This window comes from Arthrobacter sp. CAU 1506, from assembly GCF_005047635.1.
Lineage (GTDB): Bacteria > Actinomycetota > Actinomycetes > Actinomycetales > Micrococcaceae > Crystallibacter.
Genome location: NZ_SUKC01000001.1, coordinates 1 through 24,193, shown reverse-complemented (window position 1 = coordinate 24,193; position 24,193 = coordinate 1). Strand labels below are relative to the sequence as shown.

At 66.6% G+C, this 24,193-nt stretch carries 21 protein-coding genes; 17 read left to right on the top strand and 4 right to left on the bottom strand.

Translation table 11 applies throughout. The features are described 5' to 3' along the window. Positions 1-82: 82 nt before the first annotated feature. Positions 83-526, top strand: a complete 444-nt coding sequence (locus E4J89_RS00100; protein ID WP_276606320.1) for an NUDIX domain-containing protein — start codon at positions 83-85, stop codon at positions 524-526. Between the two features lie 42 nt (positions 527-568). Here the strand turns inward: E4J89_RS00100 and E4J89_RS00095 are convergent, their stop codons facing one another. Then, positions 569-2,677, bottom strand: coding sequence for an intein-containing Rv2578c family radical SAM protein (locus E4J89_RS00095; RefSeq protein ID WP_136784078.1), 2,109 nt, complete (start codon positions 2,675-2,677; stop codon positions 569-571). 95 nt (positions 2,678-2,772) lie between these two features. On the opposite strand from E4J89_RS00095, the gene E4J89_RS00090 reads away from it, so the two are divergent. Continuing rightward, a complete protein-coding gene (locus tag E4J89_RS00090) occupies positions 2,773-3,882 on the top strand; it encodes a DNA polymerase IV (protein ID WP_136784077.1) in 1,110 nt (369 codons plus the stop codon). 148 nt (positions 3,883-4,030) lie between these two features. Here the strand turns inward: E4J89_RS00090 and E4J89_RS00085 are convergent, their stop codons facing one another. After that, positions 4,031-4,483, bottom strand: a complete 453-nt coding sequence (locus E4J89_RS00085; protein WP_136784076.1) for a DUF4157 domain-containing protein — start codon at positions 4,481-4,483, stop codon at positions 4,031-4,033. A 108-nt stretch (positions 4,484-4,591) separates the two neighbouring features. On the opposite strand from E4J89_RS00085, the gene pheS reads away from it, so the two are divergent. From pheS to E4J89_RS00070, 3 genes are all read left to right on the top strand, one after another. Next, on the top strand, positions 4,592-5,662 hold the full coding sequence (gene pheS, locus E4J89_RS00080) for a phenylalanine--tRNA ligase subunit alpha (protein WP_136784075.1): 1,071 nt from the start codon (positions 4,592-4,594) through the stop codon (positions 5,660-5,662). 4 nt (positions 5,663-5,666) lie between these two features. Then, entirely contained in the window at positions 5,667-8,210 is a 2,544-nt protein-coding gene (pheT, locus tag E4J89_RS00075) for a phenylalanine--tRNA ligase subunit beta (protein ID WP_136784074.1), read from the top strand. Positions 8,211-8,294: 84 nt separating this feature from the next. Beyond that, positions 8,295-9,005, top strand: a complete 711-nt coding sequence (locus E4J89_RS00070; RefSeq protein WP_136784073.1) for a 4'-phosphopantetheinyl transferase superfamily protein — start codon at positions 8,295-8,297, stop codon at positions 9,003-9,005. Between the two features lie 106 nt (positions 9,006-9,111). Here E4J89_RS00070 and E4J89_RS00065 read toward each other — a convergent pair whose 3' ends face one another. Beyond that, positions 9,112-10,077, bottom strand: coding sequence for a quinone oxidoreductase (locus tag E4J89_RS00065; protein WP_136784072.1), 966 nt, complete (start codon positions 10,075-10,077; stop codon positions 9,112-9,114). Between the two features lie 186 nt (positions 10,078-10,263). Here E4J89_RS00065 and argC point away from each other — a divergent pair, with 186 nt between their 5' ends. From argC to tyrS, 12 genes are all read left to right on the top strand, one after another. Then, the gene (gene argC / locus E4J89_RS00060; RefSeq protein WP_136784071.1) at positions 10,264-11,295 is read left to right on the top strand and encodes an N-acetyl-gamma-glutamyl-phosphate reductase; all 1,032 of its coding nucleotides are present in this window, start codon (positions 10,264-10,266) and stop codon (positions 11,293-11,295) included. Beyond that, complete coding sequence (gene argJ / locus E4J89_RS00055; RefSeq protein ID WP_136784070.1) at positions 11,292-12,443, top strand: bifunctional glutamate N-acetyltransferase/amino-acid acetyltransferase ArgJ; 1,152 nt, start codon at positions 11,292-11,294, stop codon at positions 12,441-12,443. Before argC ends, argJ begins: the two co-directional genes overlap by 4 nt. 6 nt (positions 12,444-12,449) lie before the next feature. Beyond that, complete coding sequence (gene argB / locus E4J89_RS00050; RefSeq protein ID WP_136784069.1) at positions 12,450-13,361, top strand: acetylglutamate kinase; 912 nt, start codon at positions 12,450-12,452, stop codon at positions 13,359-13,361. Next, positions 13,358-14,644: an acetylornithine transaminase gene (locus tag E4J89_RS00045; RefSeq protein ID WP_136784068.1), complete on the top strand. Its 1,287-nt coding sequence runs from the start codon at positions 13,358-13,360 to the stop codon at positions 14,642-14,644. Before argB ends, E4J89_RS00045 begins: the two co-directional genes overlap by 4 nt. Then, the gene (gene argF / locus E4J89_RS00040) at positions 14,641-15,600 is read left to right on the top strand and encodes an ornithine carbamoyltransferase (RefSeq protein WP_136784067.1); all 960 of its coding nucleotides are present in this window, start codon (positions 14,641-14,643) and stop codon (positions 15,598-15,600) included. Before E4J89_RS00045 ends, argF begins: the two co-directional genes overlap by 4 nt. Further along, entirely contained in the window at positions 15,600-16,130 is a 531-nt protein-coding gene (locus E4J89_RS00035) for an arginine repressor (RefSeq protein ID WP_136784066.1), read from the top strand. Before argF ends, E4J89_RS00035 begins: the two co-directional genes overlap by 1 nt. A 119-nt stretch (positions 16,131-16,249) precedes the next feature. Beyond that, positions 16,250-17,701, top strand: a complete 1,452-nt coding sequence (gene argH / locus E4J89_RS00030) for an argininosuccinate lyase (RefSeq protein ID WP_205754353.1) — start codon at positions 16,250-16,252, stop codon at positions 17,699-17,701. A gap of 103 nt (positions 17,702-17,804) precedes the next feature. Then, a complete protein-coding gene (locus E4J89_RS00025; protein WP_136784064.1) occupies positions 17,805-18,794 on the top strand; it encodes an SRPBCC domain-containing protein in 990 nt (329 codons plus the stop codon). Then, positions 18,794-19,423 carry a DNA-3-methyladenine glycosylase gene (locus tag E4J89_RS00020; RefSeq protein WP_240691594.1) on the top strand — a complete coding sequence of 210 codons (630 nt, stop codon included), beginning with the start codon at positions 18,794-18,796 and terminating at the stop codon, positions 19,421-19,423. Before E4J89_RS00025 ends, E4J89_RS00020 begins: the two co-directional genes overlap by 1 nt. Positions 19,424-19,432: 9 nt before the next feature. Beyond that, complete coding sequence (locus E4J89_RS00015; RefSeq protein ID WP_136784063.1) at positions 19,433-19,972, top strand: adenine phosphoribosyltransferase; 540 nt, start codon at positions 19,433-19,435, stop codon at positions 19,970-19,972. A 124-nt stretch (positions 19,973-20,096) separates the two neighbouring features. Beyond that, positions 20,097-22,355, top strand: coding sequence for an AAA family ATPase (locus E4J89_RS00010; RefSeq protein WP_136784062.1), 2,259 nt, complete (start codon positions 20,097-20,099; stop codon positions 22,353-22,355). Positions 22,356-22,359: 4 nt separating this feature from the next. Further along, entirely contained in the window at positions 22,360-23,676 is a 1,317-nt protein-coding gene (gene tyrS, locus E4J89_RS00005; RefSeq protein WP_136784061.1) for a tyrosine--tRNA ligase, read from the top strand. A gap of 263 nt (positions 23,677-23,939) precedes the next feature. Here the strand turns inward: tyrS and E4J89_RS19510 are convergent. Beyond that, positions 23,940-24,193: hypothetical protein (locus E4J89_RS19510; RefSeq protein WP_205754352.1), on the bottom strand; the 254-nt coding region annotated here is incomplete at its 5' end.

Genomic DNA, 24,193 nt, shown 5'->3' with positions numbered 1-24,193 from the left:
GGATCGCCGGGCCTGTGGTGAGCGACATAATCCTGCTCCTGAGCAAAAGTCAGGAGCCAAACCTCCCCGTAGACTGAGCGGCGTGCAACAGAGTCTGAAACAAATCGTTGGCGCGGCCATCCTCGATGCCCGTGAAGCGCCGCGCACCCTGCTTGCTGCGCGCCGCACAGCACCCGAGGCCTTGGCCGGCCTGTGGGAGTTTCCCGGCGGCAAGGTGGAGCCGGGGGAGAGCTGCGAGGACGCCCTCCGGCGCGAAATCCGCGAGGAGCTTGGGGTGGGGATTGAGCTTGGCGCGGAGGTAGCCGGTCCGCACGAGCAGGGCTGGCCGCTCAACGAAACGGCGGCCATGCGGGTGTGGTGTGCGTACATTACGGACGGGCGGCCGGAGCCGCTTGAAGACCATGACGAACTGCGCTGGGTCCGGCTGGACGAGGGCGAAGCCACGTCATTGCCCTGGATTCCGGCCGACTTCCCGATCGTTGCCGCTGTCCTCAAGGCGGCCGCGGCGATTGGCCACCCCTCCTGACACCCAGGCACGTCCAACCGGTTCGAGCCCGACGCCGCGCGGTCAGAACAGCGTCGCCTGCCCAACCTCAGGCAGTGCGGCGGCCTTCGGTCCTCCCATCGGCCGTCCGCGAGCAGTGTCTGGCTGCTGCGTGTTGATGTCGCGCAGCCGGGCTCCGCTCTGCAAACCGTGCCGGCGTTTGGCCGCGCCCACCCGTGCGGCCAGCCAGCGCCGGTAATCCTTGGAGGCGTAGGTTCCGCCGTTGTAGAGGCGGCGGTAGCTGTCGACCAGCTGCGGATATTCCTTGGCCAGCCACTGCATGTACCACTCTCGCGCACCGGGACGAAGGTGCAGCGCGCCAGCCGTCATGCTGGTGGCACCGGCGGCAGCTACCGAGGCACACAGGTCGTCGAGCGCCTCTTCGGAATCCGTCAGCCAGGGCAGGATCGGCATCGCCATCACCGAACACTCCAGGCCGGCGTCGCTGAGCTTGGCGATCAGGTCCAGCCGCGCCCGCGGCGTCGGTGTTCCCGGCTCCACCCGGTGCGCCAAGCCGGCGTCGGTCATGGCCAGCGAGATGCCCATGCCGACCTCGACGTCCTTGGCCACATCATGCAACAGGGGCAGATCGCGGGCCAGCAAGGTCCCCTTGGTCAGGATCGAAAACGGCGTTCCGGAATCGGCCAGGGCCCTGATGATCTCGGGCATGAGCTTGTACCGGCCTTCTGCCCGCTGGTAAGGATCCGTGTTCGTGCCCATGGCCACCTGTTCGTGCTTCCATGATGGTTTGGCGAGCTCCCGGCGCAGCACCTCGCCGGCATTGATTTTCACTACCAGCTGGCTGTCGAAGTCCAAGCCGGTGTCCAGGCCAAGATAGCTGTGGGTCTTGCGAGCGAAGCAGTTGTGGCTGACGACTCCATTGGCAATGAAGTCGCCCGTTCCCGTTGTGATGTCGAACATTTCTTGTTCTTGGCGGAGATCTTCGATCAAGACGATTCGGAGGTCGGCTTTCGATTTCACCGCCAGCCCCTCGATCTTCAACTTGCGGGAGATAGCTGGAGCTGTGGCGCCAAAAAGGCGTGAACGCATCGGAAGTCCTCCGACTACGCGGATATTGGCGACGCCGTTTGCGCGGGCTCGTTCCCTAACATAGGTGATTCCGAGAGCCGACATAGCGGTTTCGATGTGCCTGAGTATCTCCTGATTGGAGTTGCTGATCCGCAGCACTCCTCGGGAGCAACTGCCCTCGGCATCGAAGACTCCAGCCAGAAAGCCGGCGCTCCATGTGTCGCTGGGGTTAACGGGCCATTCAATGAGGCCTTGGATGGCATCATAGTGGGCCGCACGGGAGGTATGAATCGCCGTCATTTGTTTCCGGGTATCGGTTTTCGTTCCGAAGGGGCGCTGGGTGGTCGATATCCCCGCCTTCGCCAGATATCCTCGCGTCCGCTCCAATGCCTGTGAATCCGTGAGCGCTAAACGGAACATGCTGACGTTGTTCGGCGTGCCGCTGGCCCGTGTATAGGTGCGCCGCAATAACATCGCATCGCCACGAATCATTCCGGTGAGATATCCACGGCGGTAGGCTTCGTCGTGCTCTGGCCCATAGGCCTCTTGCGCCAGTCCGTGGAGGCCGAAACCCATGAGCTTGTTATTTGGCGTCAGATAGGGCCGTTGTTCTGCTCCCCACATCGTGCCTTGTACAAATTTCCAGCCGCGATCGCTAAGGAAGCGGTGGTCGCCGCTGGCCACAATTTGAGTACCATCTCCCAGTGTGAGCCGATAGGCGTGCTTGCGAGTGGGCCATTTAGCCCTCACATGCGTCCTCGTATAGCGACGATAGCTGCCACGGACTTCTGTCCCCATGACCTCATCGCCAACCATTACCTTGCGGAGCGCCTTTTGCCTGCCGTCCGCCATCAGGATCAGCGTGTCTGGATGCAGGCAGTATGTGCAGGCATGCGAGCAGCCCCGGTACGGGTTGATGGTCCACTCGAAAGGCATCGCAGACTGGCTGGGCACCCGGCTGAGGGCGGATTTCGCCAGCACTTCGTGAAAGGTGATTCCCGCGAACTCCGGCGTCTGCACACTGCGTACAAGGTTGCTCGTTTTGGCCAGCCCGGGCAACGCAGCGGGAGACTCGGCGGTGACTAACTGTCCATCCCAGCGCATTCATTTATTAGAACACATCTTCGAATTGCTGCCCAGCTCTGGGGTGAGGTGTTGGCCGCTCTGCCGCGCGGGTTGAAAAGCTGGGTGGGGACCCAATGTCGGGCGCCGGAGGTATAGGGCAGACTAGTGGCGTGAGCGGAATCCCGTGGGTACTGCATGTCGATCTCGACCAGTTCATCGCGGCCGTTGAAGTGCTCCGGCGCCCGGAGCTCAAGGGCAAGCCGATCATTGTCGGCGGTCGGGGCGACCCTACGGAACGAGCAGTGGTATCGACCGCATCCTACGAGGCCCGGGCGTTCGGTGTGGGTTCCGGAATGCCCTTGCGCATAGCCGCACGGAAAGTGCCGGACGCGGTGATTCTGCCCGTCGATCAAGAGACTTACCTCGCAGTATCTGAAACCGTGATGGCTGCCCTGCGCGCCCAGCCCGGCGCCACCGTCCAGGTGCTGGGGTGGGATGAAGCTTTTGTGGGGACGGAGACCGAGAATCCGGAAGCCTATGCCCGGCAGGTGCAGGCCGCTGTGTTGGAACGGACCCAGCTGCATTGCAGTGTGGGCATCGGTGACACCCTGGTCCGAGCCAAGGTCGCCACCGGTTTCGGTAAGCCGGCCGGCGTTTTCCGTCTCACGGCCGGGAATTGGCTCGATGTCATGGGCGCTCGGCCTACCAAGGACCTGTGGGGCGTCGGGACCAAGGTGTCAGGCCGGCTAGCCAAGCTCGGCATCAATACGGTAGCAGAGCTCGCCGCGACCGACCCTCAAGACTTGGTGCCCGAGTTCGGCCCCAGGATGGGCCCTTGGTACGCGGAGCTCGGGCGTGGGGATGGCACCAGCGTGGTGGACGACACTCCGTGGGTTGCCCGCGGGCACAGCCGGGAGACCACCTTTCAACGCGACCTGACCGAGCCCGCCCAAGTTGAAGGCGCCGTGCGGGAGCTGACGGCGCGGGTCCTTGAGGACGTCGTGGCCGAGGGGCGGCCCGTGATCGGGCTCACCCTTAAGGTCCGGTATGCGCCCTTCATCACCAAGACCCACGCGCGGAAGATTCCCGAGACCTTCGACCGAAACGACATCCTCGCGCGGGCCTTGGACCTCGCGGCTGCACTGGAAGCGGGCCGGCCGATCCGCCTCTTGGGCCTGCGGGCCGAGATGGCCATGCCGGAGGATGCGCGAAAGGGGCACACCCCGACGCGTGGCGGTTGGTGACGGCATCGTGCCGCTGGATTGATAAAGGCTGGTCCGGCACGCCGGGTCGGCCCACGTCGGTCCGGCACACGCCGGGGCCGGTACACCCTGGCCGGCACGGGCCATTCCGGTACAGGCTGGACCGCCCGCAGGCCGGGTGGGCCGTGGGTCAGGCCACCGGAGCGGACGGAGCCCTGCGCCGGCCCGGTCCCCGCCGGACTGCCCGCTCGGTGTAGCCGCCGGCGCGAAGCCCGGCGTTCCGTTCGAAAACGTTCCGCGATGCCGGATCGCCGGTCCGCCATACGGACCACAGCGCGGCACCAGCGTAGAGCGGCAGGAACGGTAGGCCGAGGCACAGGGCATATTGCGTGCTGTGGCGCGACTCATGGCTTAGCAATTGGGGGTTGTCGGCCAAGCCGGCCGCACTCCGGTGGAAGAGCACCACATTGCCCACCGTGAACGCGGCTGCCTTCGGCAGCCCAAGCCCATAACCGTGCGCCAGGATCAGGCCCTGGGGGCCGGGGGCCAGGCTGCAGCGCACCGCCGCGGCCAGGCCCAGCCCGACCAGCGTGGAGCCATTCACCAGGTTCCACCCGGCACGCAGCTTTTCAAACGGCGTCATGGGCCCATCGTAGATGTTTCGAGCCGGAGCCTGCCCGTGAACTAGACTGGTGTGGTTGCCCGTGCGCGGGCAGAAACCCTTTAACCTATTCCGAGGTCCCAACAGCACATGTCTGACGTGACACCCCCAGCCCAGGAGCAGCTCGTGCCGAGCCCGCTCGATGAAGCGGCGGTTGCCGCCGCCGTCGAGCAGGCGATGATGGCCTTCAAGGCCGCTTCAGACCTGGACGAGCTCAAAACGGCCAGGCTCGCCCATTCCGGCGAGAAGTCCCCGCTGAGCCTTGCCAACCGTGAAATCGGCAAGCTGGCCAAAGAAGACAAAGCCGCCGCCGGCAAGATCATTGGCCCGGCCCGCGGACGGATCAACCAGGCGCTCGCTGCCCGCACCGCGGAGCTGGAAGCCGAGCGGGAGGCGCAGATCCTCGTCGAGGAAGCGGTGGATGTCACCGCGGCTCCGCGGCGCCGTCGTGCCGGAGCCCGGCATCCGCTCTCCACGCTGCAGGAGCGGGTCAGCGACATCTTCGTGGGCATGGGCTGGGAGATCGCCGAAGGACCGGAAGTTGAATCCGAGTGGTTCAACTTCGACGCCCTGAACTTCAAGCCGGACCACCCGGCACGCGAGATGCAGGACACGTTCTTCGTGGAGCCGCCGGAGGCCCACCTGGTCCTGCGCACCCACACCTCTCCGGTGCAGGTCCGCTCCATGCTGGAACGCGACCTTCCCGTGTACGTGCTGTGCCCGGGCCGGACCTTCCGCACCGATGAACTGGACGCCACCCACACACCGGTGTTCCACCAGTTCGAGGGCCTGGCCGTGGACAAGGGCCTGACCATGGCCGACCTGCGCGGCACGTTGGAGCACTTCTCCCGGCAGATGTTCGGCGCCGAGGCGAAGATCCGGCTGCGTCCGGCCTACTTCCCGTTCACCGAGCCCTCCGCCGAGATGGACATCTGGCACCCCGGAGCCAAGGGCGGGCCGCGCTGGATCGAGTGGGGCGGCTGCGGCATGGTCAACCCGAACGTGCTGCGCGCCGCCGGCATCGACCCGGAGGTCTACTCCGGCTTCGCCTTCGGGATGGGCATTGAACGCACCCTCATGTTCCGCAACGACGTCCCGGACATGCACGACATGATCGAAGGCGACGTCCGCTTCAGCCAGCACTTCGGGATGGAGATCTAGAACTATGCGTATTCCCCTTTCCTGGCTGCGCGAATACGCGCAGGTTCCGGTTGACGCCACCGCCGAGGACGTCATGGCCGACCTCGTCAAGGTCGGCCTTGAAGAAGAGGACGTGCACCGTCCGTCCGACTCGATTTCCGGACCGATCGTGGTGGGTCAGGTCCTCGATGTGGTCAAGGAACCGCAGACCAACGGCAAGACCATCAACTGGTGCCACGTCCGCGTGGTGCCGGAGGGCGCCGCACAGCCGCTCACCGGCGACGGAATCGACCCGTCCGGCGTGCAGGGCATTGTCTGCGGCGCCCACAACTTCGAGGCCGGTGACAAAGTCGTGGTGACACTGCCCGGCGCCGTCCTGCCCGGAGACTTCCGGATCACCCCGCGCAAGACCTACGGGCACACCTCCGCCGGGATGATCGCTTCAGCCCGTGAGCTCGGCATCGGCGACGACCACGACGGCATCATCGTGCTCTCGCGGCTTGGACTCAACCCGGAAATCGGCACCGACGCGATGGAACTGCTTGGCCTGACCGACGAGGCCGCCGAGATCAACGTGACCCCCGACCGCGGCTACTGCTTCTCCATCCGGGGCGTGGCCCGCGAATACGCGCTCGCCACCGGTACCTCCTTCACCGATCCGGCTGCCCAGATCGAGGTTGCGGACGCGAGCGGCGAGGGCTACCCCGTCCGGCTCGAAGACCAGGCCCCGGTCTACGGCAAGCCCGGCTGCGACCGGTTCGTGGCCCGCGCGGTGCGGGGCGTCGATCCCTCGCGCCCGACCCCGCAGTGGATGGCCTCGCGGCTGCGCCTGGCGGGCATGCGCTCCATCTCGCTGGTGGTGGACATCTCCAACTACGTAATGCTGGAGCTGGGCCAGCCCCTGCACTTCTACGACGTGGACAAGCTTCAGGGGCCCATTGTGGTCCGCCGGGCGAACCCGGGGGAGACCCTGGTGACGCTGGACGGCAAGGAGCGCAAGCTCTCCACCGAGGACCTGCTGATCACCGATGACCGCGGGGCCATCGGTCTGGCCGGCGTGATGGGCGGCGCCGAAACAGAGGTCGGGGACGGCACCACCAACGTGCTCATCGAATCCGCGCACTTCGACGACGTCTCCATGGGACGCACCCGCCGCCGGCACAAGCTGCCGTCGGAAGCATCCAAGCGCAATGAGCGCGGCGTGGACTGGGAAGTGGCCGATGAAGCGGCGCAGCGCGCCGTGGACCTGCTGGTGCAACTCGCCGGCGGCACCGCCGACACCACCGCTACGGATACCGGGTCCCGTCCGTCGCCGGTCGTGATCGACCTGCCCGAGGGCTTCGCCTCTCGGCTGATCGGCGTGGAATACAGCACCGAGCAGATCGAAACGACCCTGACCGGAATCGGAGCGTCGTTCGAACAGTACGACGGCGGCCTGCGCGTCACGGCGCCGAGCTGGCGCCCCGACCTGGCCATCAAGGAAGACCTGGTCGAAGAGATCGCCCGGCTGGTGGGCTACGACAGGATTCCGGCCACCCTGCCGGTGGCCCCGCCCGGCCGCGGACTGACCCGCGGCCAGCAGCAGCGCCGCCGCGTGCTGCAGTCGCTGGCCGACGCGGGCCTGACCGAGGTTCTCAGCTACCCGTTCGTCTCCACGGAGCAGAACAGCACCTTCGGCGCACCCCGGGGCGGGTCCGAGGTCGCGGCGCTGAAGCTGGCGAACCCGATCTCTGCCGAATTCGGCTACCTGCGCACCAGCCTGCTCCCCGGGCTGCTGGAGACCGCCCGCCGCAACCACTCCCGCGGTTTCCGCGATCTGGCGTTGTACGAAGGCGGGCTGGTCTTCCTGCCCGGCGACCAGCTCGGATCTGAAGTGCTGCCGCCGCTGGGCGTCAAGCCCGCGGAGGAAGTGCTGGAGGAGCTGTACGCCGGCATCCCTGACCAGCCGTGGCACGTGGGCGCGGTCCTGACCGGACATGAGGCTGCACCCGGCGCCGGGTTCACCCCGCGCGCCTGGGAGTGGTCGGATGCGGTGGATGCGGCGCTGACCGTCGGCGACATCCTCGGCATTGAACTCGTCGTCGCGCAGGGCGAACACCAGGCCTTCCACCCTGGCCGCACCGCCCAGCTCTCGCTGCGCACCGGTGAGGTGGTCGGCTACGCCGGCGAGCTGCATCCGAAGCTGCTGGCAGACCTGGACCTGCCGGCGCGTACCGCCGCCATGGAACTGAACGGCGAGGCTCTCTTCGAGGCTGCCGCGGACGTGATCGTGGCCAAGCCGCTGTCCACCTTCCCGCTCTCCACCCAGGACGTGGCGCTGGTGGTGGACTCGTCCGTTCCGGCCGAAGCGGTCCGCGAGGCGCTGCGCGAAGGCGCCGGTGAACTGCTGGAGGACATCGCGCTGTTCGACGTGTACTCCGGCAGCGGTATCGAACCCGGCAAAAAATCGCTGGCCTTCGGGCTGCGGTTCCGCGCCGACGACCGCACGCTGACCGCTGACGAGGCGTCCGCAGCGCGGGCACAGGCCGTGGAACTGGCCGCCGCCCGCTGCGGCGCCGTCCAGCGGTGACCGGCTGACTGAAGTGAATAACGACGGCGGGGCCCACCGACCCAGGTGGGCCCCGCCGTCGTGGGGGAAAGGGAAAAGGAACGCATGAAGGCCCAGGTGATACTGCAGTTGGTGCAGCTGCAGAACGGGTTAGCGGCTGCCGGCGAGCCGGACCGGCGTCCCAGCATCCGCACGCGCACCCGCGAAGCCGTCCGCCTGCTGGCGGCACAGGAACTGAACGTCGACGCCGACCGGATGAGGCTGACGTTTGACTGCCGCAACTGCCAGCGGGGCAATGATGGCCGGCATGGCCAGCCGCAACTGCTGCTGGACGGCGCTCCGGCGGCGGCCCGCCTGAGCTACGCACGGTCGGGGCAGTGGCTGCTGGCCGCGCTGTCCTTCCGCCCGGTGCTGCTCGGGGTGGACATCGAGGATGCAGGGGATGACGCGTTCCGGCCCGAGGACAATATCGACGCCGTCATGCTCACCGCCTCCGAGCGGCCGCTGGTAGAACAGGCTGCCGATCCGCGCCGGCTGAGGGCCCAACTGTGGACCAGGAAAGAAGCCGTGCTGAAGTCCACCGGACACGGGCTGCGGCTGGCACCGGACACGATCGGCGTCGCCGGCGCGGACGGCGAACCACAGCTGTCCAGCTGGCCCGGCGAAGCAGGGGACCGCCCCGGCCTGCAACTGCTGGACCTATCCCTGACTGACGCTGGCGCAGCAGTCCCGCCGGGACTTGCCGCGGCACTGGCCGTCGGCGGTTCCGCCGACCCGAAGATCACCTACCGGGACATCGCCGTAGTCCAAGGCTGAACAGCCACGGCAGCCAATTGATCAGCCCCCGGCGGCACGGATCCGAAGGGGCCGGACGCGCAGGACCATGCCGGGAGAGGCCGGCACGACCTGCGCGTCGAGCGGCCTACGGAATGAGCAGCAGCTTGCCGGTGGTGCGGCGGGCCTGCAGGTCTTCGTGGGCCTGCGCAGCTTCGGCCAAGGGGTATTTCCGGCCCACACGGAGCGTCAACTGGCCGGACAAGACGGCGTCGAACAATTCGCTGGAGCGCCAGCGACGTTCCTGCGGCGTGAGCAAATGGTCCTTGAGCTTGGGCCGGGTGACGAAGAGCGAGCCGCCCTGGTTGAGCCGCTGCAGGTCGAACGGCGGGACCTGGCCGGACGCGCCGCCGAAGAGCACCAGCATGCCGCGGGTCCGCAGGCTGGAGAGCGATCCGTCGAAGGTGTCCTTGCCTACGCCGTCGTAGACCACGTCGACGCCGGTGCCGCCGGTCAGGTCCCGGACCCGCCGGTCAAAGCCGTCGTAGCGCAAGACTTCATCCGCGCCGGCGCTGCGGGCCAGTTCTTCCTTTTCGTGGGTGGAGACCGTGGTGATTACCCGGGCTCCCTTAACCTTGAGCAACTGCGTCAGGATCAAGCCCACGCCACCGGCGCCGGCATGGGTGAGCACCGTCTGGCCCGGCTGGACCTTGAAACTGGAGTTGACCAGGTAGTGCGCCGTCATGCCCTGCAACGGGATGGCAGCCGCAACGTCGTCGTCCACCCCGTGGGGCACCGGAAGCGCGGCCTCTGCGGACACCACCGTGTACTGGGCATACGTGCGCGTGCCTTCGGCGAAGGCCACACGGTCTCCAGCCGTGAACTCCTCGACGCCGTCACCGACAGCTTCCACTGTGCCCGCAGCCTCGCCGCCGGGGGTGTACGGGAAGCGGACGTTGTACACGCCGCTGCGCTCGTAGGTGTCAATGAAGTTCACACCGGCTGCGGCCACCTTCACCAGCAGTTCGCCCGGGCCAGGCTGCGGAATGTCGACATCCTGCAGTTGTAGAACTTCCGGCCCGCCGGGAGCGGCAGCCACGATTGCCTTGGCCATCTGGGGTCTCCTTAACACTCTGGGGGAGTCGTTGCCGGCAGCTAAACTGGTCACAGACCGGCCGCCTCTCATCCATCGTAGGCGCTAGCCCGTGCGCCACTGCCCTGCTTCAAGGGTCGCGACCTCCCCGCCTTCCACTGCATAATTATCCTCTATCGTGAATACTTTTGCTGTATGCTGGACCTCATGACGATTAAGGTTGCGGTGTCCGGTGCCAGCGGTTACGCGGGCGGCGAGGTTCTCCGCCTGCTGGCTGGCCATCCCGACGTCTCGATTGGGGCGATTACCGCGCACAGCAACGCTGGCTCACGATTGGGCGTACTGCAGCCGCACCTGCATTCGCTGGCGGACAGAGTCCTGGTGGACACCACCGTAGAGAATCTGGCCGGGCATGACGTGGTGTTCCTGGCGCTTCCGCATGGTGCCAGTGCGGAGATCGCCGCCGCGCTGCCGGAAGACACGCTGGTGGTGGACGCCGGTGCGGACCACCGGCTGGTCGACCCGCTTGCCTGGGAGAAGTTCTACGGTTCGGCCCATGCCGGCAGTTGGCCCTACGGCCTTCCGGAACTTCCCGGCCACCGGGAAAAGCTGCGGGGCGCCCGCCGGATCGCTGTCCCGGGCTGCTATCCCACCAGTTCGCTGCTGGCACTGACCCCGGGCTTTGCCGCCGGTCTGCTGGCGCCGGAAGATGTGGTGATTGTTGCCGCCTCCGGCACCTCCGGTGCGGGCAAATCCGCCAAGGTGAACCTGATCGGCTCGGAGGTCATGGGCGGCATGAGCCCCTACGGCGTGGGCGGCGGCCACCGCCACACCCCGGAAATTGAACAGGGACTGTCGGCGGCTGCCGGCGAATCGGTGAGCATCTCCTTCACCCCGACCCTGGCGCCGATGAGTCGCGGCATCCTGACCACGGCCACCGCGCGGGTCAAGCCGGGCACAGACATCGGACAATTGCGGGCTGCCTGGGAGTCCGCCTACGCCGATGAGCCTTTCGTGCATGTGCTGCCCGAGGGCCAGTGGCCGCACACCAAGTCCGTCCAGGGCAGCAACCACGCCGTCCTGCAGTTGGCCTTCGACGAGCACGCCGGCCGCGTTGTGGCCACCTGCGCCATCGACAATCTCACCAAGGGAACAGCCGGCGGCGCCATCCAGTCCATGAACATTGCCCTCGGTCTGGACGAGACCGCGGGCCTGACCCAGCAGGGGATTGCACCGTGAGCGTTACCGCAGCCAAAGGATTCCGCGCCGCCGCCGCCACCGCCGGCCTGAAAGCCTCCGGGAAGCCGGACGTCGCCCTGGTGGTCAACGACGGACCACAGCGGGCGGCCGCAGCGGTCTTCACCTCCAACCGGGTGGCTGCCGCGCCGGTGCACTGGTCGCGGCAAGTGGTCAGCGACGGCCGGGTCGACGCCGTCGTGCTCAATTCCGGCGGTGCGAATGCCTGCACCGGTGCCGAGGGCTTCCAAAACACCCACGCCACCGCGGAGAAAACCGCCGCCCTGCTCGGCATCTCCGCCGGCGACGTCGTGGTCTGCTCCACCGGACTGATCGGCGAGCAGCTGCCAATGGACAAACTCCTGCCCGGCGTTGAAGCGGCCGCAGCCGCATTGTCCGACGACGGCGGCGCCGACGCGGCCGGGGCGATCATGACTACCGACACTGTGTCGAAGCAGGCACTATTCGACGGCGACGGCTACAGCATCGGCGGGATGGCCAAGGGCGCCGGCATGCTGGCCCCGGGTCTGGCCACCATGCTGGTGGTCATCACCACCGATGCCGAGCTGGCGCCGGCGCAGCTTGAGTCCGCGCTGCGCGAGGCCACCCGGGTGACCTTCGACCGGACCGACTCCGACGGTTGCATGTCCACCAACGACACCGTGGTGCTGCTGTCTTCCGGGGCCTCCGGGGTGGTTCCGGGATTGGAAGACTTCACCGCTGCCCTGACCGGGGTCTGCGCTGACCTGGCCCGGCAGCTGATCACCGACGCCGAGGGCGCCAGCCACGACATTGCCATCACCACGATCAACGCAGCCTCCGAACGCGACGCGGAAACCGTCAGCCGGACGGTGGCCCGCTCCAACTTGTTCAAGACCGCCATTTTCGGCAACGACCCGAACTGGGGCCGGGTGCTCTCCGCGATGGGCACGACCGATGCCGTCTTCGAACCGGACCAGCTGAACGTCAGCATGAACGGTGTGCAGGTGTGCCGCGACGGCGGTGTTGGCGACTCCCGGGATCTGGTGGACCTGAGCGGCCGCGACGTGACCGTGGTGATCGACCTGCAGGCCGGCGGCGAGACCGCGACCATCTGGACCAACGACCTCACGCACGAGTACGTGCATGAGAACTCTGCCTACTCCAGCTGAGGACCGATGAAGAACACAATGCTGATGGCACAGGACAAAGCCGCCACGCTGATCGAGGCGCTGCCGTGGATCCAGCGGTTCGCCGGTACCACCATGGTGATCAAGTACGGCGGCAACGCCATGGTCAACGACGAGCTGCGGCAGGCCTTCGCGGAGGACATCGTCTTCCTCCACCACGCAGGCATCAAGCCGGTGGTGGTCCACGGCGGCGGACCGCAAATCAATGCCATGCTCTCCCGGCTCGGCATCGAATCCGAGTTCAAAGGCGGATTGCGGGTTACCACGCCTGAAGCCATGGACGTGGTGCGCATGGTGCTCACCGGACAGGTAGGCCGTGAACTGGTCGGGCTAATCAATTCGCACGGGCCGTACGCGGTGGGGCTGTCCGGTGAAGACGGCGGGCTGCTGCAGGCGGTCCGCACCGGCACCGTAGTGGACGGCGAGGAGGTCGATCTCGGCCTGGTCGGCGAAGTGGTCGGCGTCAATCCCTCCGCGATCCTGGATTTGCTCGACGCCGGTCGCATCCCGGTGATTTCCACCGTGGCGCCGGAGATCGGCGGCGACGGCGAGGGCACCAACCAGGTGCTCAACGTCAATGCGGATACCGCCGCCGCCGCGGTCGCTGACGCGCTGCACGCCTCGCGGCTGGTCATCCTCACCGACGTCGAGGGGCTGTACGCGAACTGGCCGGACAAGTCCTCGCTGATATCGTCGCTGACGGCCGCGGAACTGCGCGGGCTGCTCCCCGGATTGCAATCCGGCATGATCCCCAAGATGGAAGCGTGCCTGAAGGCAGTCGATGGGGGAGTGGAGCGGGCCGCCGTCGTGGATGGCAGGATGCCGCACTCCATCCTGCTGGAAATCTTTACCGCAGCCGGGATCGGCACCCAGATTGTTCCGGACGGAGACGCATCATGACCACGACCCATACAACCTCCACCGCCGCCGGCTTGGCCGGACTGGAGGGCCTGGACAGCAAACAGTTGCTGGAGAAGTACCGCGAATCGCTGATGGGCGTCTTCGGCAGCCCGCAGCGTGTGCTGGTGCGGGGCAAGGGCTGCACCGTCTGGGACGCCGACGGCCGGGAGTACCTGGACCTGCTCGGTGGAATCGCGGTGAACGCGCTGGGCCACGCGGACGAGTTCCTGACCGGAATCGTGGCCGACCAGTTGTCCACCCTCGGCCATGTCTCCAACTTCTTCACCAGCCCCGCCCAGATTGCGTTGGCCGAGCGGTTGCTGGAACTGGCCGACGCTCCCGCCGGCTCCAAAGTGTTCTTCGCCAACTCCGGCACCGAAGCCAACGAAGCGGCATTCAAGCTGGCCCGGCGCAACTCCAGTCCAACGCGGACCAAAATTATTGCCCTGGAGGGCGCCTTCCACGGCCGCACCATGGGCGCACTGGCGCTGACAGCCAAGCAAGCCTACCGCGAACCCTTCGAACCGATGCCGGGCGGCGTGGTCCACCTTCCCTTTGGTGATGAAGACGCACTGCGCGCCGCCGTCGACGAGACGGTCGCCGCCGTCGTGCTGGAACCGATCCAGGGCGAGGTGGGCGTCCGGCCGTTGCCGGAGGGATACCTGAAAGCGGCCCGGGAAGCCACCACGGCGGCCGGTGCACTGCTGATCCTGGACGAGGTACAGTCCGGCGTGGGCCGCACCGGCAACTGGTTCGCGTTCCAAGGCAAGGTGGCCGGCGGCGAACGTATTGTCCCCGACGCCATCACCCTGGCCAAGGGCCTGGGCAGCGGACTTCCTGTCGGTGCGCTGCTGACATTCGGCGCGGAGACCTCGAGCCTGTTGACCGCAGGCCAGCACGGCACCACGTTCGGCGGCAACCCGGTGGCCACGGCGGCCGGTCTGGCCACGCTCCACGCCATCGAGTCGCGCGGGCTGCTGGCCCACGTCTCCGCCCTCGGAGACAAGCTGCGCGAGCAGTTGGCCGGCATCGAGCACGTCGTGGAGGTCCGCGGCGAGGGCCTGCTGATCGGCTTCGACCTGGACGCGGACATTGCCGCCGCCGCCGTTGAGGCGGCACTGGACGCCGGCTTCATCATCAACAGCCCAGGCCCGCGCACGCTGCGGCTGGCCCCGCCGCTGATCCTGGCCGCCGAGCAGGCCGACCGGTTCACCGCCGCACTGCCACACATCCTGACCACCGCGGCCGCCCGTACCGCCGCCACCAGCAAGGACGCCTCATGACCCGCCATTTCCTCAAGGACACCGACCTCAGCCCGGCCGAGCAGGCCGAAGTGCTGCAGCTGGCTGCTGAGATGAAGCAGTTCCCGTACCGGTACCAGCCGTTCGCCGGCGACGGGGCCGGCCGGAAGACCGTGGCCGTCATCTTCGACAAGACCTCGACGCGCACCCGGGTGTCCTTCGCCAGCGGAATTTCGGACTTGGGCGGTGTCCCGCTGATTATCAACCCCGGCGAATCGCAGTTGGGGCACAAGGAGACCGTCTCCGACACCATCAAGGTGATGGAGCGGATGGTCTCCACGGTGGTCTGGCGGACGTACGCCCACTCCGGCTTGGAGGAGATGGCGGCCATTTCGAAAGTGCCGGTGATCAACTCGCTGTCCGACGATTACCACCCCTGCCAGCTGCTGGCGGACCTACTGACGGTCCAGGAGCACAAGGGCAAACTGGCCGGGCTCACCATGGCCTACCTGGGCGACGCCGCCAACAACATGGCCAATTCCTACCTGCTCGCCGGTGTGACCGCAGGCATGCACGTGCGGATCGGCGGGCCGGAAGGCTACCTGCCGGCGGACTCCGTGGTGGCCGAGGCCGAAGCCAGGGCCGCAGAAACCGGCGGCTCCGTCCAGATCACCACGGAACCGGCGCAGGCGCTGGCCGGGGCCGATGTGATCGCCACCGATACCTGGGTCTCGATGGGTCAGGAAGACGAGAAGGCGCAACGACTGGAGCTGTTCAAGGACTACGCCGTGGACCAGGGCGCCCTGAAACTGGCTGCCGGCGATGCCATCGTGCTGCACTGCCTGCCGGCCTACCGCGGTTACGAGATCTCTGCCGACGTCATCGACGGTCCGCAGTCGGTGGTGTGGGACGAAGCAGAGAACCGCTTGCACGCGCAGAAGGCCTTGATGGCCTGGCTGATGGACAAGTCGGCGCTGGCACCGCTGGCCACGGCCTGATGGCAGAGCAAGCCATGAACACGATGCCCGCCACCAAGACTGCCCGCCAGGCCAAGATCACCGCGATCCTCACCGGAGAATCGGTGCGCTCGCAGGCCGAACTGGCGGCCCGGCTGGGCGACGAAGGGGTGCAGGTCACCCAGGCCACGCTGTCGCGCGACCTGGTGGAACTGGGGGCCGTGCGGGTGCGCGGCCAGGACGGCGGCCTGATCTACGCGGTGCCCAGCGAGGGCGGTGAACGGGCGCCGCAGAGCGGTGTCACCCAGGAGATCCTGGACGCCCGGCTGGCACGGCTGTGCGCCGATCTGCTGGTGACGGCCGAAGCCTCCGCCAACCTGGTGGTGCTGCGCACGCCGCCGGGGGCAGCCAACTTCCTCGCGCTGGCCATCGATCATTCGGTCATGCCCTCGGTCCTGGGCACTATCGCGGGAGACGACACGGTCCTGCTGGTCACACGCGATCCGTCCGGTGGCGCCGCTCTCGCGGCACGGTTCCTGCAGTTCGCCGACGACTCGTCGCGCAACGCCTGAACGCCATAACCTAAAACGCAAGCAAGGGCCGCCGCCTCAGGCGGCTGGCCATCTCCGCCAACCGATACGGCAGCGCGGGGAACCGTCACCAGGGCGACCTGGCGGAAAGGGAAGACAACGTGACGCAGGAACCGAACACCAGCGCAGCCGGGCACACCAATGAAGGTGCCCTCTGGGGCGGCCGTTTCGCCGGGGGCCCGGCCGATGCACTGGCCGCGTTGAGCAAGTCGACGCACTTTGACTGGCGTCTGGCGCACTACGACATCGCTGGGTCGCGTGCCCACGCCAAGGTGCTGCACAAGGCGGGATTGCTGGACGACGCCGAACTGGAGGGCATGCTCGCTGCCTTGGGCCAACTCGACGACGATGTTCGTTCCGGCGTGTACGTGGCAGCTGAGTCGGACGAAGACGTCCACGGCTCGCTGGAGCGCGGACTGATCGAACGGGCCGGCACCCAGTTGGGCGGCAAGCTCCGCGCCGGTCGTTCGCGCAACGACCAGATCGCCACCCTGGGCCGGATGTACCTGCGCGACCATGCACGGATCATTGCCGGGGGAGTGCTGGCCACTGTCGACGCGCTCCTCGCGCAGGCCCGCCGGCACCCGGACGTCGCGATGCCCGGGCGTACCCACCTTCAGCACGCCCAGCCGGTGCTGCTGTCACATCATCTGCTGGCCCACGCCTGGGCCCTGCTGCGCGATGTGCAGCGGCTGGCCGACTGGGACAAGCGGGCGGCCGTCTCGCCCTACGGATCCGGCGCCCTGGCCGGTTCCTCGCTGGGGCTGGACCCCAATGCCGTCGCCGCAGACCTCGGCTTCGACTCCGCCGTCTGGAACTCGATTGACGGGACGGCCTCGCGTGACGTCTTCGCCGAATTCAGCTGGGTAGCGGCCATGATCGGCGTGGACCTGTCGCGGATCTCCGAGGAAGTCATTCTCTGGGCCACCAAGGAATTCTCCTTTGTGACCCTGGACGATGCCTACTCCACGGGCTCCTCGATCATGCCGCAGAAAAAGAATCCGGACGTGGCGGAGCTGGCCCGCGGCAAAGCAGGCCGCCTGATCGGCGACCTGACCGGATTGCTGGCCACGCTCAAGGGCCTGCCGCTGGCCTACAACCGCGATCTGCAGGAAGACAAGGAACCGGTCTTCGATGCCGCAGACACCCTGGAGCTGCTGCTGCCCGCCGTCGCCGGCATGATCGAGACCCTGGTCTTCAACACCCCGAGGCTCGAAGCGCTCGCCCCGCAGGGCTTTGCGCTGGCCACCGACATTGCCGAATGGCTGGTCCGGCAAGGCGTGCCCTTCCGCGAGGCGCACGAACTCTCCGGTACCGCCGTCAAGCAGGCCGAAAGCCGCGGCGTCGAACTCTGGGATCTGACGGACGAAGAGTTTGCCGCAATTTCGCCGCAGCTGACCGCGCAGGTACGTGAGGTGCTGACCGTCGAAGGTTCGCTGGCCAGCCGCAGTTCGCAGGGCGGCACCGCCCCGAGCGCCGTGGCAGCCCAAATCGAGGCGCTGCAGGCCGGACTGGACCGCGCGCGGGAGTACGCCGGCGGCAGCCGCGGGTAGCCCGCACAGACCACCGGAAAGATAAGTTACCAACCGGTAGCAAATGTCTCTGCGGTAGTTTGTGAAGCGATGGAGGCATAGCCACTGAGCCGAGGGAGCGAGCATGTCGACGCTGAGCCAGGACGAGGAAAAACTGGTTCCGGAGGGCCGGATTGAGCGGGTAGACGGGGACTACGTCTTGGCCTTCGACCGCCAACTCGACTACCCGCACAGCTACATCTGGAGCCTGCTGGCAGAAAAGGACAACGTCGCCAAATGGCTGGGCACGCTCAACGCCGACTGGGAACTGGGCCGTACCTATGAGCTGATGCTGGGCGGAGGCATCTCCAGCGGCACGGTGCTGCAGCTGAACCCGCCGCTCAGTCTGCAAATCAGCTGGGAGGACGAGCTCGGACAGGAGTCGGTGATTGAATGGCGGGTCCTGGAAAGCGACGGGGGGACTCTGCTGCAGTTCCGCTCCCGCGCCGAGGGACCCGAATTCCTGACCGAAGGCAGCGCCGGCTGGCAGACCATTCTGGATGCGCTGGCCGAAGTGGCCGCCGGGCGCCGGCCGAATTGGGAAACCGACCGGTGGACCCCGCTGCGGGAAGCCTATTCCCGCCAGTACCAGCTCTCGCATTCGATGGGCACCGTGGAGAACGATTCCGGGCACACCTGCCTGCGCTTCGAACGGCTGCTCGACGCCGGCCCGGACCGGGTGTGGGCGGCCCTGACCGAGCCGGAGCTGCTCGCGGCCTGGCTCGGACCCGGCCGGGTGGAGCTGCAGGCCGGCGGCGCCGTCGAATTCAACCTGCCGGGACGGACCGTCAGCGGAGACGTGCAGTACGTGCTGGCCGGCAGCCGGCTCGACTACACCTGGTCCGCACCGGAAGGCACCGGCACGGTGCACTGGATGCTGGAACCGGAGGAGGGCAAGACCCGCCTGACCCTGGTTCACAACGTCGACCGGGAAACCATGGCAGGGGGCCTGATGGCCGGCTGGCACATGCGGCTGGACGCACTGGCCACCGTGCTGGGCGGCGGGCACGTACATGACTCGGCGCACCGGCGCGAAGCCCTGGCCCGTTTCTATCAGCGCCTGCAACCCGCCTAGTGGATGCAGCCCTGCTGCACTGGCTCGCCCGGCCTGCCGTGGAGGTGGCTCCGGGGCTGCTCGGTGCCCGATTAGCGCATACGACGGCGGACGGCACCGTTGCGGTGCGCCTCACCGAGGTCGAGGCCTACATGGGGGAGCACGATCCGGGGTCGCATGCCTTCCGCGGCCAGACCAATCGCAACAAGGTGATGTTCGGCCCGCCGGGACATATCTATGTCTACTTCACCTATGGGATGCACCATTGCGTGAACGTCGTATGCGGCCACGAAGGCCAGGCCACCGGCGCCTTGCTCCGCGCGGGCGAAGTCATCGAAGGCGTGGACCTGGCCCGCAACCGGCGTACCTCGGCCAAAGATGATGCGGAGCTGGCACGGGGGCCGGCCCGGCTTGCCGTGGCCCTCGGGCTGGAGCTCGGCGACAACGGCCGGGCCTTCGCCGCCGGGGAACTGACACTGACCCGACCGGCGGTCCAGGCGTCGCATCAGCATGTTCGGACCGGCCCGCGGGTGGGCGTCAGCGGAGAGGGCGGCACCGATGCGTACCCGTGGCGCTTCTGGCTGGAAGGCGACCCGACGGTCTCGCCGTACCGGGCAGCGAAACCGCGGCGCCGTGCCGGCAGCGGGTAGGGTAGTTGGGTGAATGAACGCCCTCGCGAATCAGTTGAAACCTTGGTCAACCGTCTTTCGGAAACGGTCCGGGACTATCCACAGCCCGGCATCGTCTTCCGCGACCTGACTCCTGTATTCGCCGACGGGGAAGCATTGCACGCAGTGGTGCACGCTTTGATCGACCCGTTCCAAGGCCAGTTCGACGCCGTGGCGGGGGTGGAGGCCCGCGGCTTCCTGCTGTCGGCCGCCGCGGCTTACGCTTCCGGCACGGGCGTCATCACGGTGCGCAAGAAGGGCAAGCTGCCGCGAAAGACGATCTCCGAGGACTACGCGCTGGAGTACGGGTCGGCCACGCTGGAAATCCACGCCGACGACCTGCTGCCCGGGTCGCGGGTGCTGATCCTGGACGACGTGCTGGCAACCGGCGGAACCCTCGGTGCCGCCTGCCGCCTGTTCGAACGGGCCGGAGTCCAGGTGGCCGGGTTCGGTGTGGTCCTCGAGCTTTCGGCCCTGCGTGGCAGGGCTGCTTTGGCGGGACACCGGATCCGTTCGTTGGTACGCGAATAGCCCATGAATCCGGCCGGGCCAGACGGACCGGTGGCCGCCTGCCCCGCCGTCGTTCTGCTCTCAGGAAAATCCACCGTGCCGGTAGTAGAATGGACGGTCGGCCTTTTGGGGAGGGATAACACAGATGCCAGAATCGCTTTCGGCCCACGCCGAGCTTGAACACGAACGCGCCTATGTCGCCGGGCTGTACCGCCGGCTGGAAGAACTGCGCGCCGAGAAGCAGGAGCAACTGGCCCGGGTCCGCGGCAGCGGCGCGGTGGGCAGCATGCAGAATATTTCCGAACGCGATGCGTTCGCGACCATGTACGAGGACCGTCTGGCCCAGCTCAATGCTGTTGACGACCGGCTGGTGTTCGGCCGCCTCGATCTGGACGACGGCGACCGGCGCTACATCGGCCGGATCGGGCTCAGCACCGCCGACCTGCAGCAGCTGATGGTGGACTGGCGTGCCCCCGAAGCCGGAGCGTTTTACCAGGCCACGGCCTTCGAACGGCTGGGCGTAAGGCGCCGCCGGCATTTGATCCTGCAAGGACACCAGGTCAAGGGCATCGAAGACGACGTGCTTGATTCGACCATGCTGACCGACGGCGAGTCGCTGCAAGGCGAAGGCGCCCTGCTGGCAGCGCTTAACTCCAAGCGCACCGGTGCCATGTCCGACATCGTCGGCACGATCCAAGCCGAACAGGACCGCATCATCAGGGCCCCAATGCCGGGGATCCTGGTGGTCCAGGGCGGCCCCGGCACGGGCAAGACCGCCGTGGCCCTGCACCGTGCCGCATACCTGCTGTATTCGCACCGCGAACGGCTGAAGTCCGCCGGCGTGCTGCTGGTGGGCCCGTCCAATTCCTTCATGAAGTACATCGAGCGTGTGCTGCCCTCGCTGGGTGAGACCGGCGTCGTCATGTCCACGCTCGGCGGGCTGATGCCCGGCGTCCGGGCGGTGCCGGAAACCAACCCGGCGGTGGCTGAGATCAAGGGCCGTTTGTCCATGGTCGACGTCGTGGCCAACGCGGTGGCGAACCGCCAGCGGCTGCCAGCGGAGCCACGCAAGCTCAACGTCGAGGGCACCATCTTGACCTTGACGCCGCGCCAGGTGGCACGGGCACGCGACCGCGCCCGGGCCACCGGCAAACCCCACAACGCCGCCCGGGTGACCTTCGTGAAGATCCTGCTCCGCGAGCTGACCGACCAACTACGTGAAGCTTTGGAAGCGTCCTCAGGGGCGGGCAACAACGCAGACCGGGCTTATCTGGCAGAAGACGTGCGGACGTCGCGCGATGTCCGGGTGGCACTGAACCTGGCCTGGATGCCGTTGACCCCGGAGAAGCTGATCGGCGAATTGCTCAGCAAGCCGGCCCATCTGGAGGCGGCCGCCCCGGACCTGACCGAAGCGGAACGCAACCTGCTCCTGCGCGCCGCTGATGCGGCCTGGACCGAAGCGGATGTGCCGCTGCTCGACGAAGCCGCCGAACTGCTCGGCGAGATGGACGCCTCGGCCGGGCGTGACAGGGCCCAGCAGGACGCTGACAGGGCCCGCGACATCGCCAATGCCGAGCAGTCGCTGCGCAACGTCGACCAGTCGCTGCGCGACATCGGCATCAACGGGTTGGTCAGCGCCGAGGACCTGGCGGGCTACAACCAAACGCAGCAAAACCGTCTCACCGCCGCCGAACGTGCCGCCGGCGACCGCACGTGGGCCTTCGGTCACATCGTTGTCGACGAGGCCCAGGAGCTGTCTGCCATGCAGTGGCGCCTGCTGATGCGCCGCTGCCCTCTCAAGTCGTTCACTGTGGTCGGCGATATTGCGCAAACCAGTTCCCCGGCCGGCGCCGAGTCCTGGCAGCAGGCCCTTGAACCGTTCGCAGGCAAACGCTGGCAGCTTGAAGAACTGACCGTGAACTACCGCACGCCATCGCAGATTGCACAGGCAGCGGTCCGGATGGCGAACGCCGCCGGCCAGGTTGTATCGGCTCCCAAAGCCGTCCGTGATGGACGCTGGCAGCCGATTGTGGACCGCGTGCCGGCCGGTCGCATGATCGAACATCTGCTGGAGGTCATGCCCGAGGAAATCGAGGCTGCCAATGGGGGACTGCTGGCGGTCATCGCCGCAGACCATCAGCTGCCTGAGGTCCGAAGTGCACTGGCCGCGGTCTACGCCCAGCGGGTAGGCGGCGGAGCCGGTGGCCTGGAGCAGGACATCAGCGTGCTTGGCCCGCAGGAGGCCAAGGGACTCGAGTTCGACGCCGTGGTGGTGCTCGAACCCGGCGAACTGTTGCACCGTACCGGAGGACGCGTCGGCGACCTCTACGTGGCCATGACCCGTCCCACCCAGCGGCTGCGGCTGCTGGCCGAGGGCGAGGTCCCCGAGGGAATTGAAGGCTGATATTTTGGAATCCGTGAATAATACGTTTCTGGCTTCCCAACGCAACGACCCTGGTTTCGCCAACGTCTGGCAGGAACTGAAGTGGCGCGGACTTGTCCACGTTTCAACCGACGAGGCTGAACTGGAGAAACTGCTGGCGGGGGACCCGGTGACGTATTACTGCGGTTTCGACCCGACAGCGCCGAGCTTGCACCTGGGCAACCTGGTCCAGCTGCTCACCATGCGCCGGCTGCAGTTGGCCGGGCACAAGCCGCTGGGACTCGTGGGAGGCTCCACCGGGCTGGTGGGAGACCCCCGGCCCACCGCCGAGCGGACCATGAACACCAAGGAAACGGTCGCCGAATGGGTGGACCGGCTGAAGGGACAGGTCCAGCGCTTCCTTGATTTCGACGGCGATAACGCCGCGCGGATGGTCAACAACCTGGACTGGACCGAGCCGATGAGCGTGCTGGACTTCCTGCGCGACATCGGAAAGCACTACCGCGTCGGCACCATGGTCAAAAAGGACATCGTTGCTTCCCGGCTCAACTCCGACGAGGGCATCAGCTACGCCGAATTCAGTTACCAGATCCTGCAGGGCATGGACTACCTTGAACTGTTTCGGCAGTACGGCTGCATCCTGCAGACCGGCGGATCGGACCAGTGGGGAAACCTGACCAGCGGCATCGAACTGATCCGCAAGGTCGAGGGCAGCGCTGTGCACGCCATCGGCACGCCATTGATCACCAACTCCGATGGAACCAAGTTTGGTAAGAGCGAAGGCAACGCCATCTGGCTGGATGCAGACATGTGCAGCCCCTATGCCATGTACCAGTTCTGGCTCAACACCGCCGATGCCGACGTCGTCCAGCGGCTGAAGGTCTTCACCTTCCGTTCGCGGGAGGAAATCGAAGGGCTCGAGCGAGCCGTGGCAGAGCGGCCGCATGCCCGTGAAGCCCAGCGGACGTTGGCCTACGAAGTCACGTCTCTGGTGCACGGAACAGCTGCGACGGACAAAGTGATCGCCGCATCGTCGGCATTGTTTGGCCAAGGAGAGTTGGCCGAGCTGGACGAGTCGACCCTGGTTGCCGCCACGGCCGAGTTGCCCAGCGCCGTTGCCGGCCCGGAAACGACCGGGATCATCGAGTTGTTGGTCCAGTCCGGGTTGGCCGCCAGCAATTCGGCGGCCCGCCGCACCGTGGCCGAGGGCGGTGCCTACGTGAACAATCAAAAAATCACGGACCCGGACACCGTTGTTGGAACGGATCAGTTGCTGCACGGCAAGTACCTGTTGCTGCGCCGCGGAAAGCGGACACTCGCGATAGTGGAAGTGTCCGGCTGACCTCACCGCTCGGCTAATAGCTCATTCGAAGGGCCCGCCGTTTTCCTCCACACAGGAGGGCAACGGCGGGCCCTTCCGCATCGGTGGCGGGCATCACCCTCCAGCGATTTGCGGGGACTGCCGGTGCCGTGTAATGTTTTCTGAGTCGCCGCCGCGGGTTGTGAAACAGCCGGCCGGAACGCGACAAAACCCCTTCGATAAAACGACAGCGGTTGGTCATGCGCCCAGTGCGCAGGCAGATTAGCTGAAGTTTTTCGCTGGGATCATGCTTTTTCTAAGTAAATGACGCGGAAACGCCGATTTGACAGAAAGAAAAAGAATGAAATAAAGTAGAAACATCGCAGCGAAGAAAAGCAAAGCGGATTCAAAGAAATTCTTTTGTGAAGTAATCGTTTGCTCCTGTTGTTTGAGAACTCAATAGTGTGCCAAGTTTGTTGATACCAATTATTTATTGGTTGAAGTGCCGTGGCGTGCCGCCCCTGTGGTGTGTCGCGGTTTTTATCAGCCTGGTTTGAAT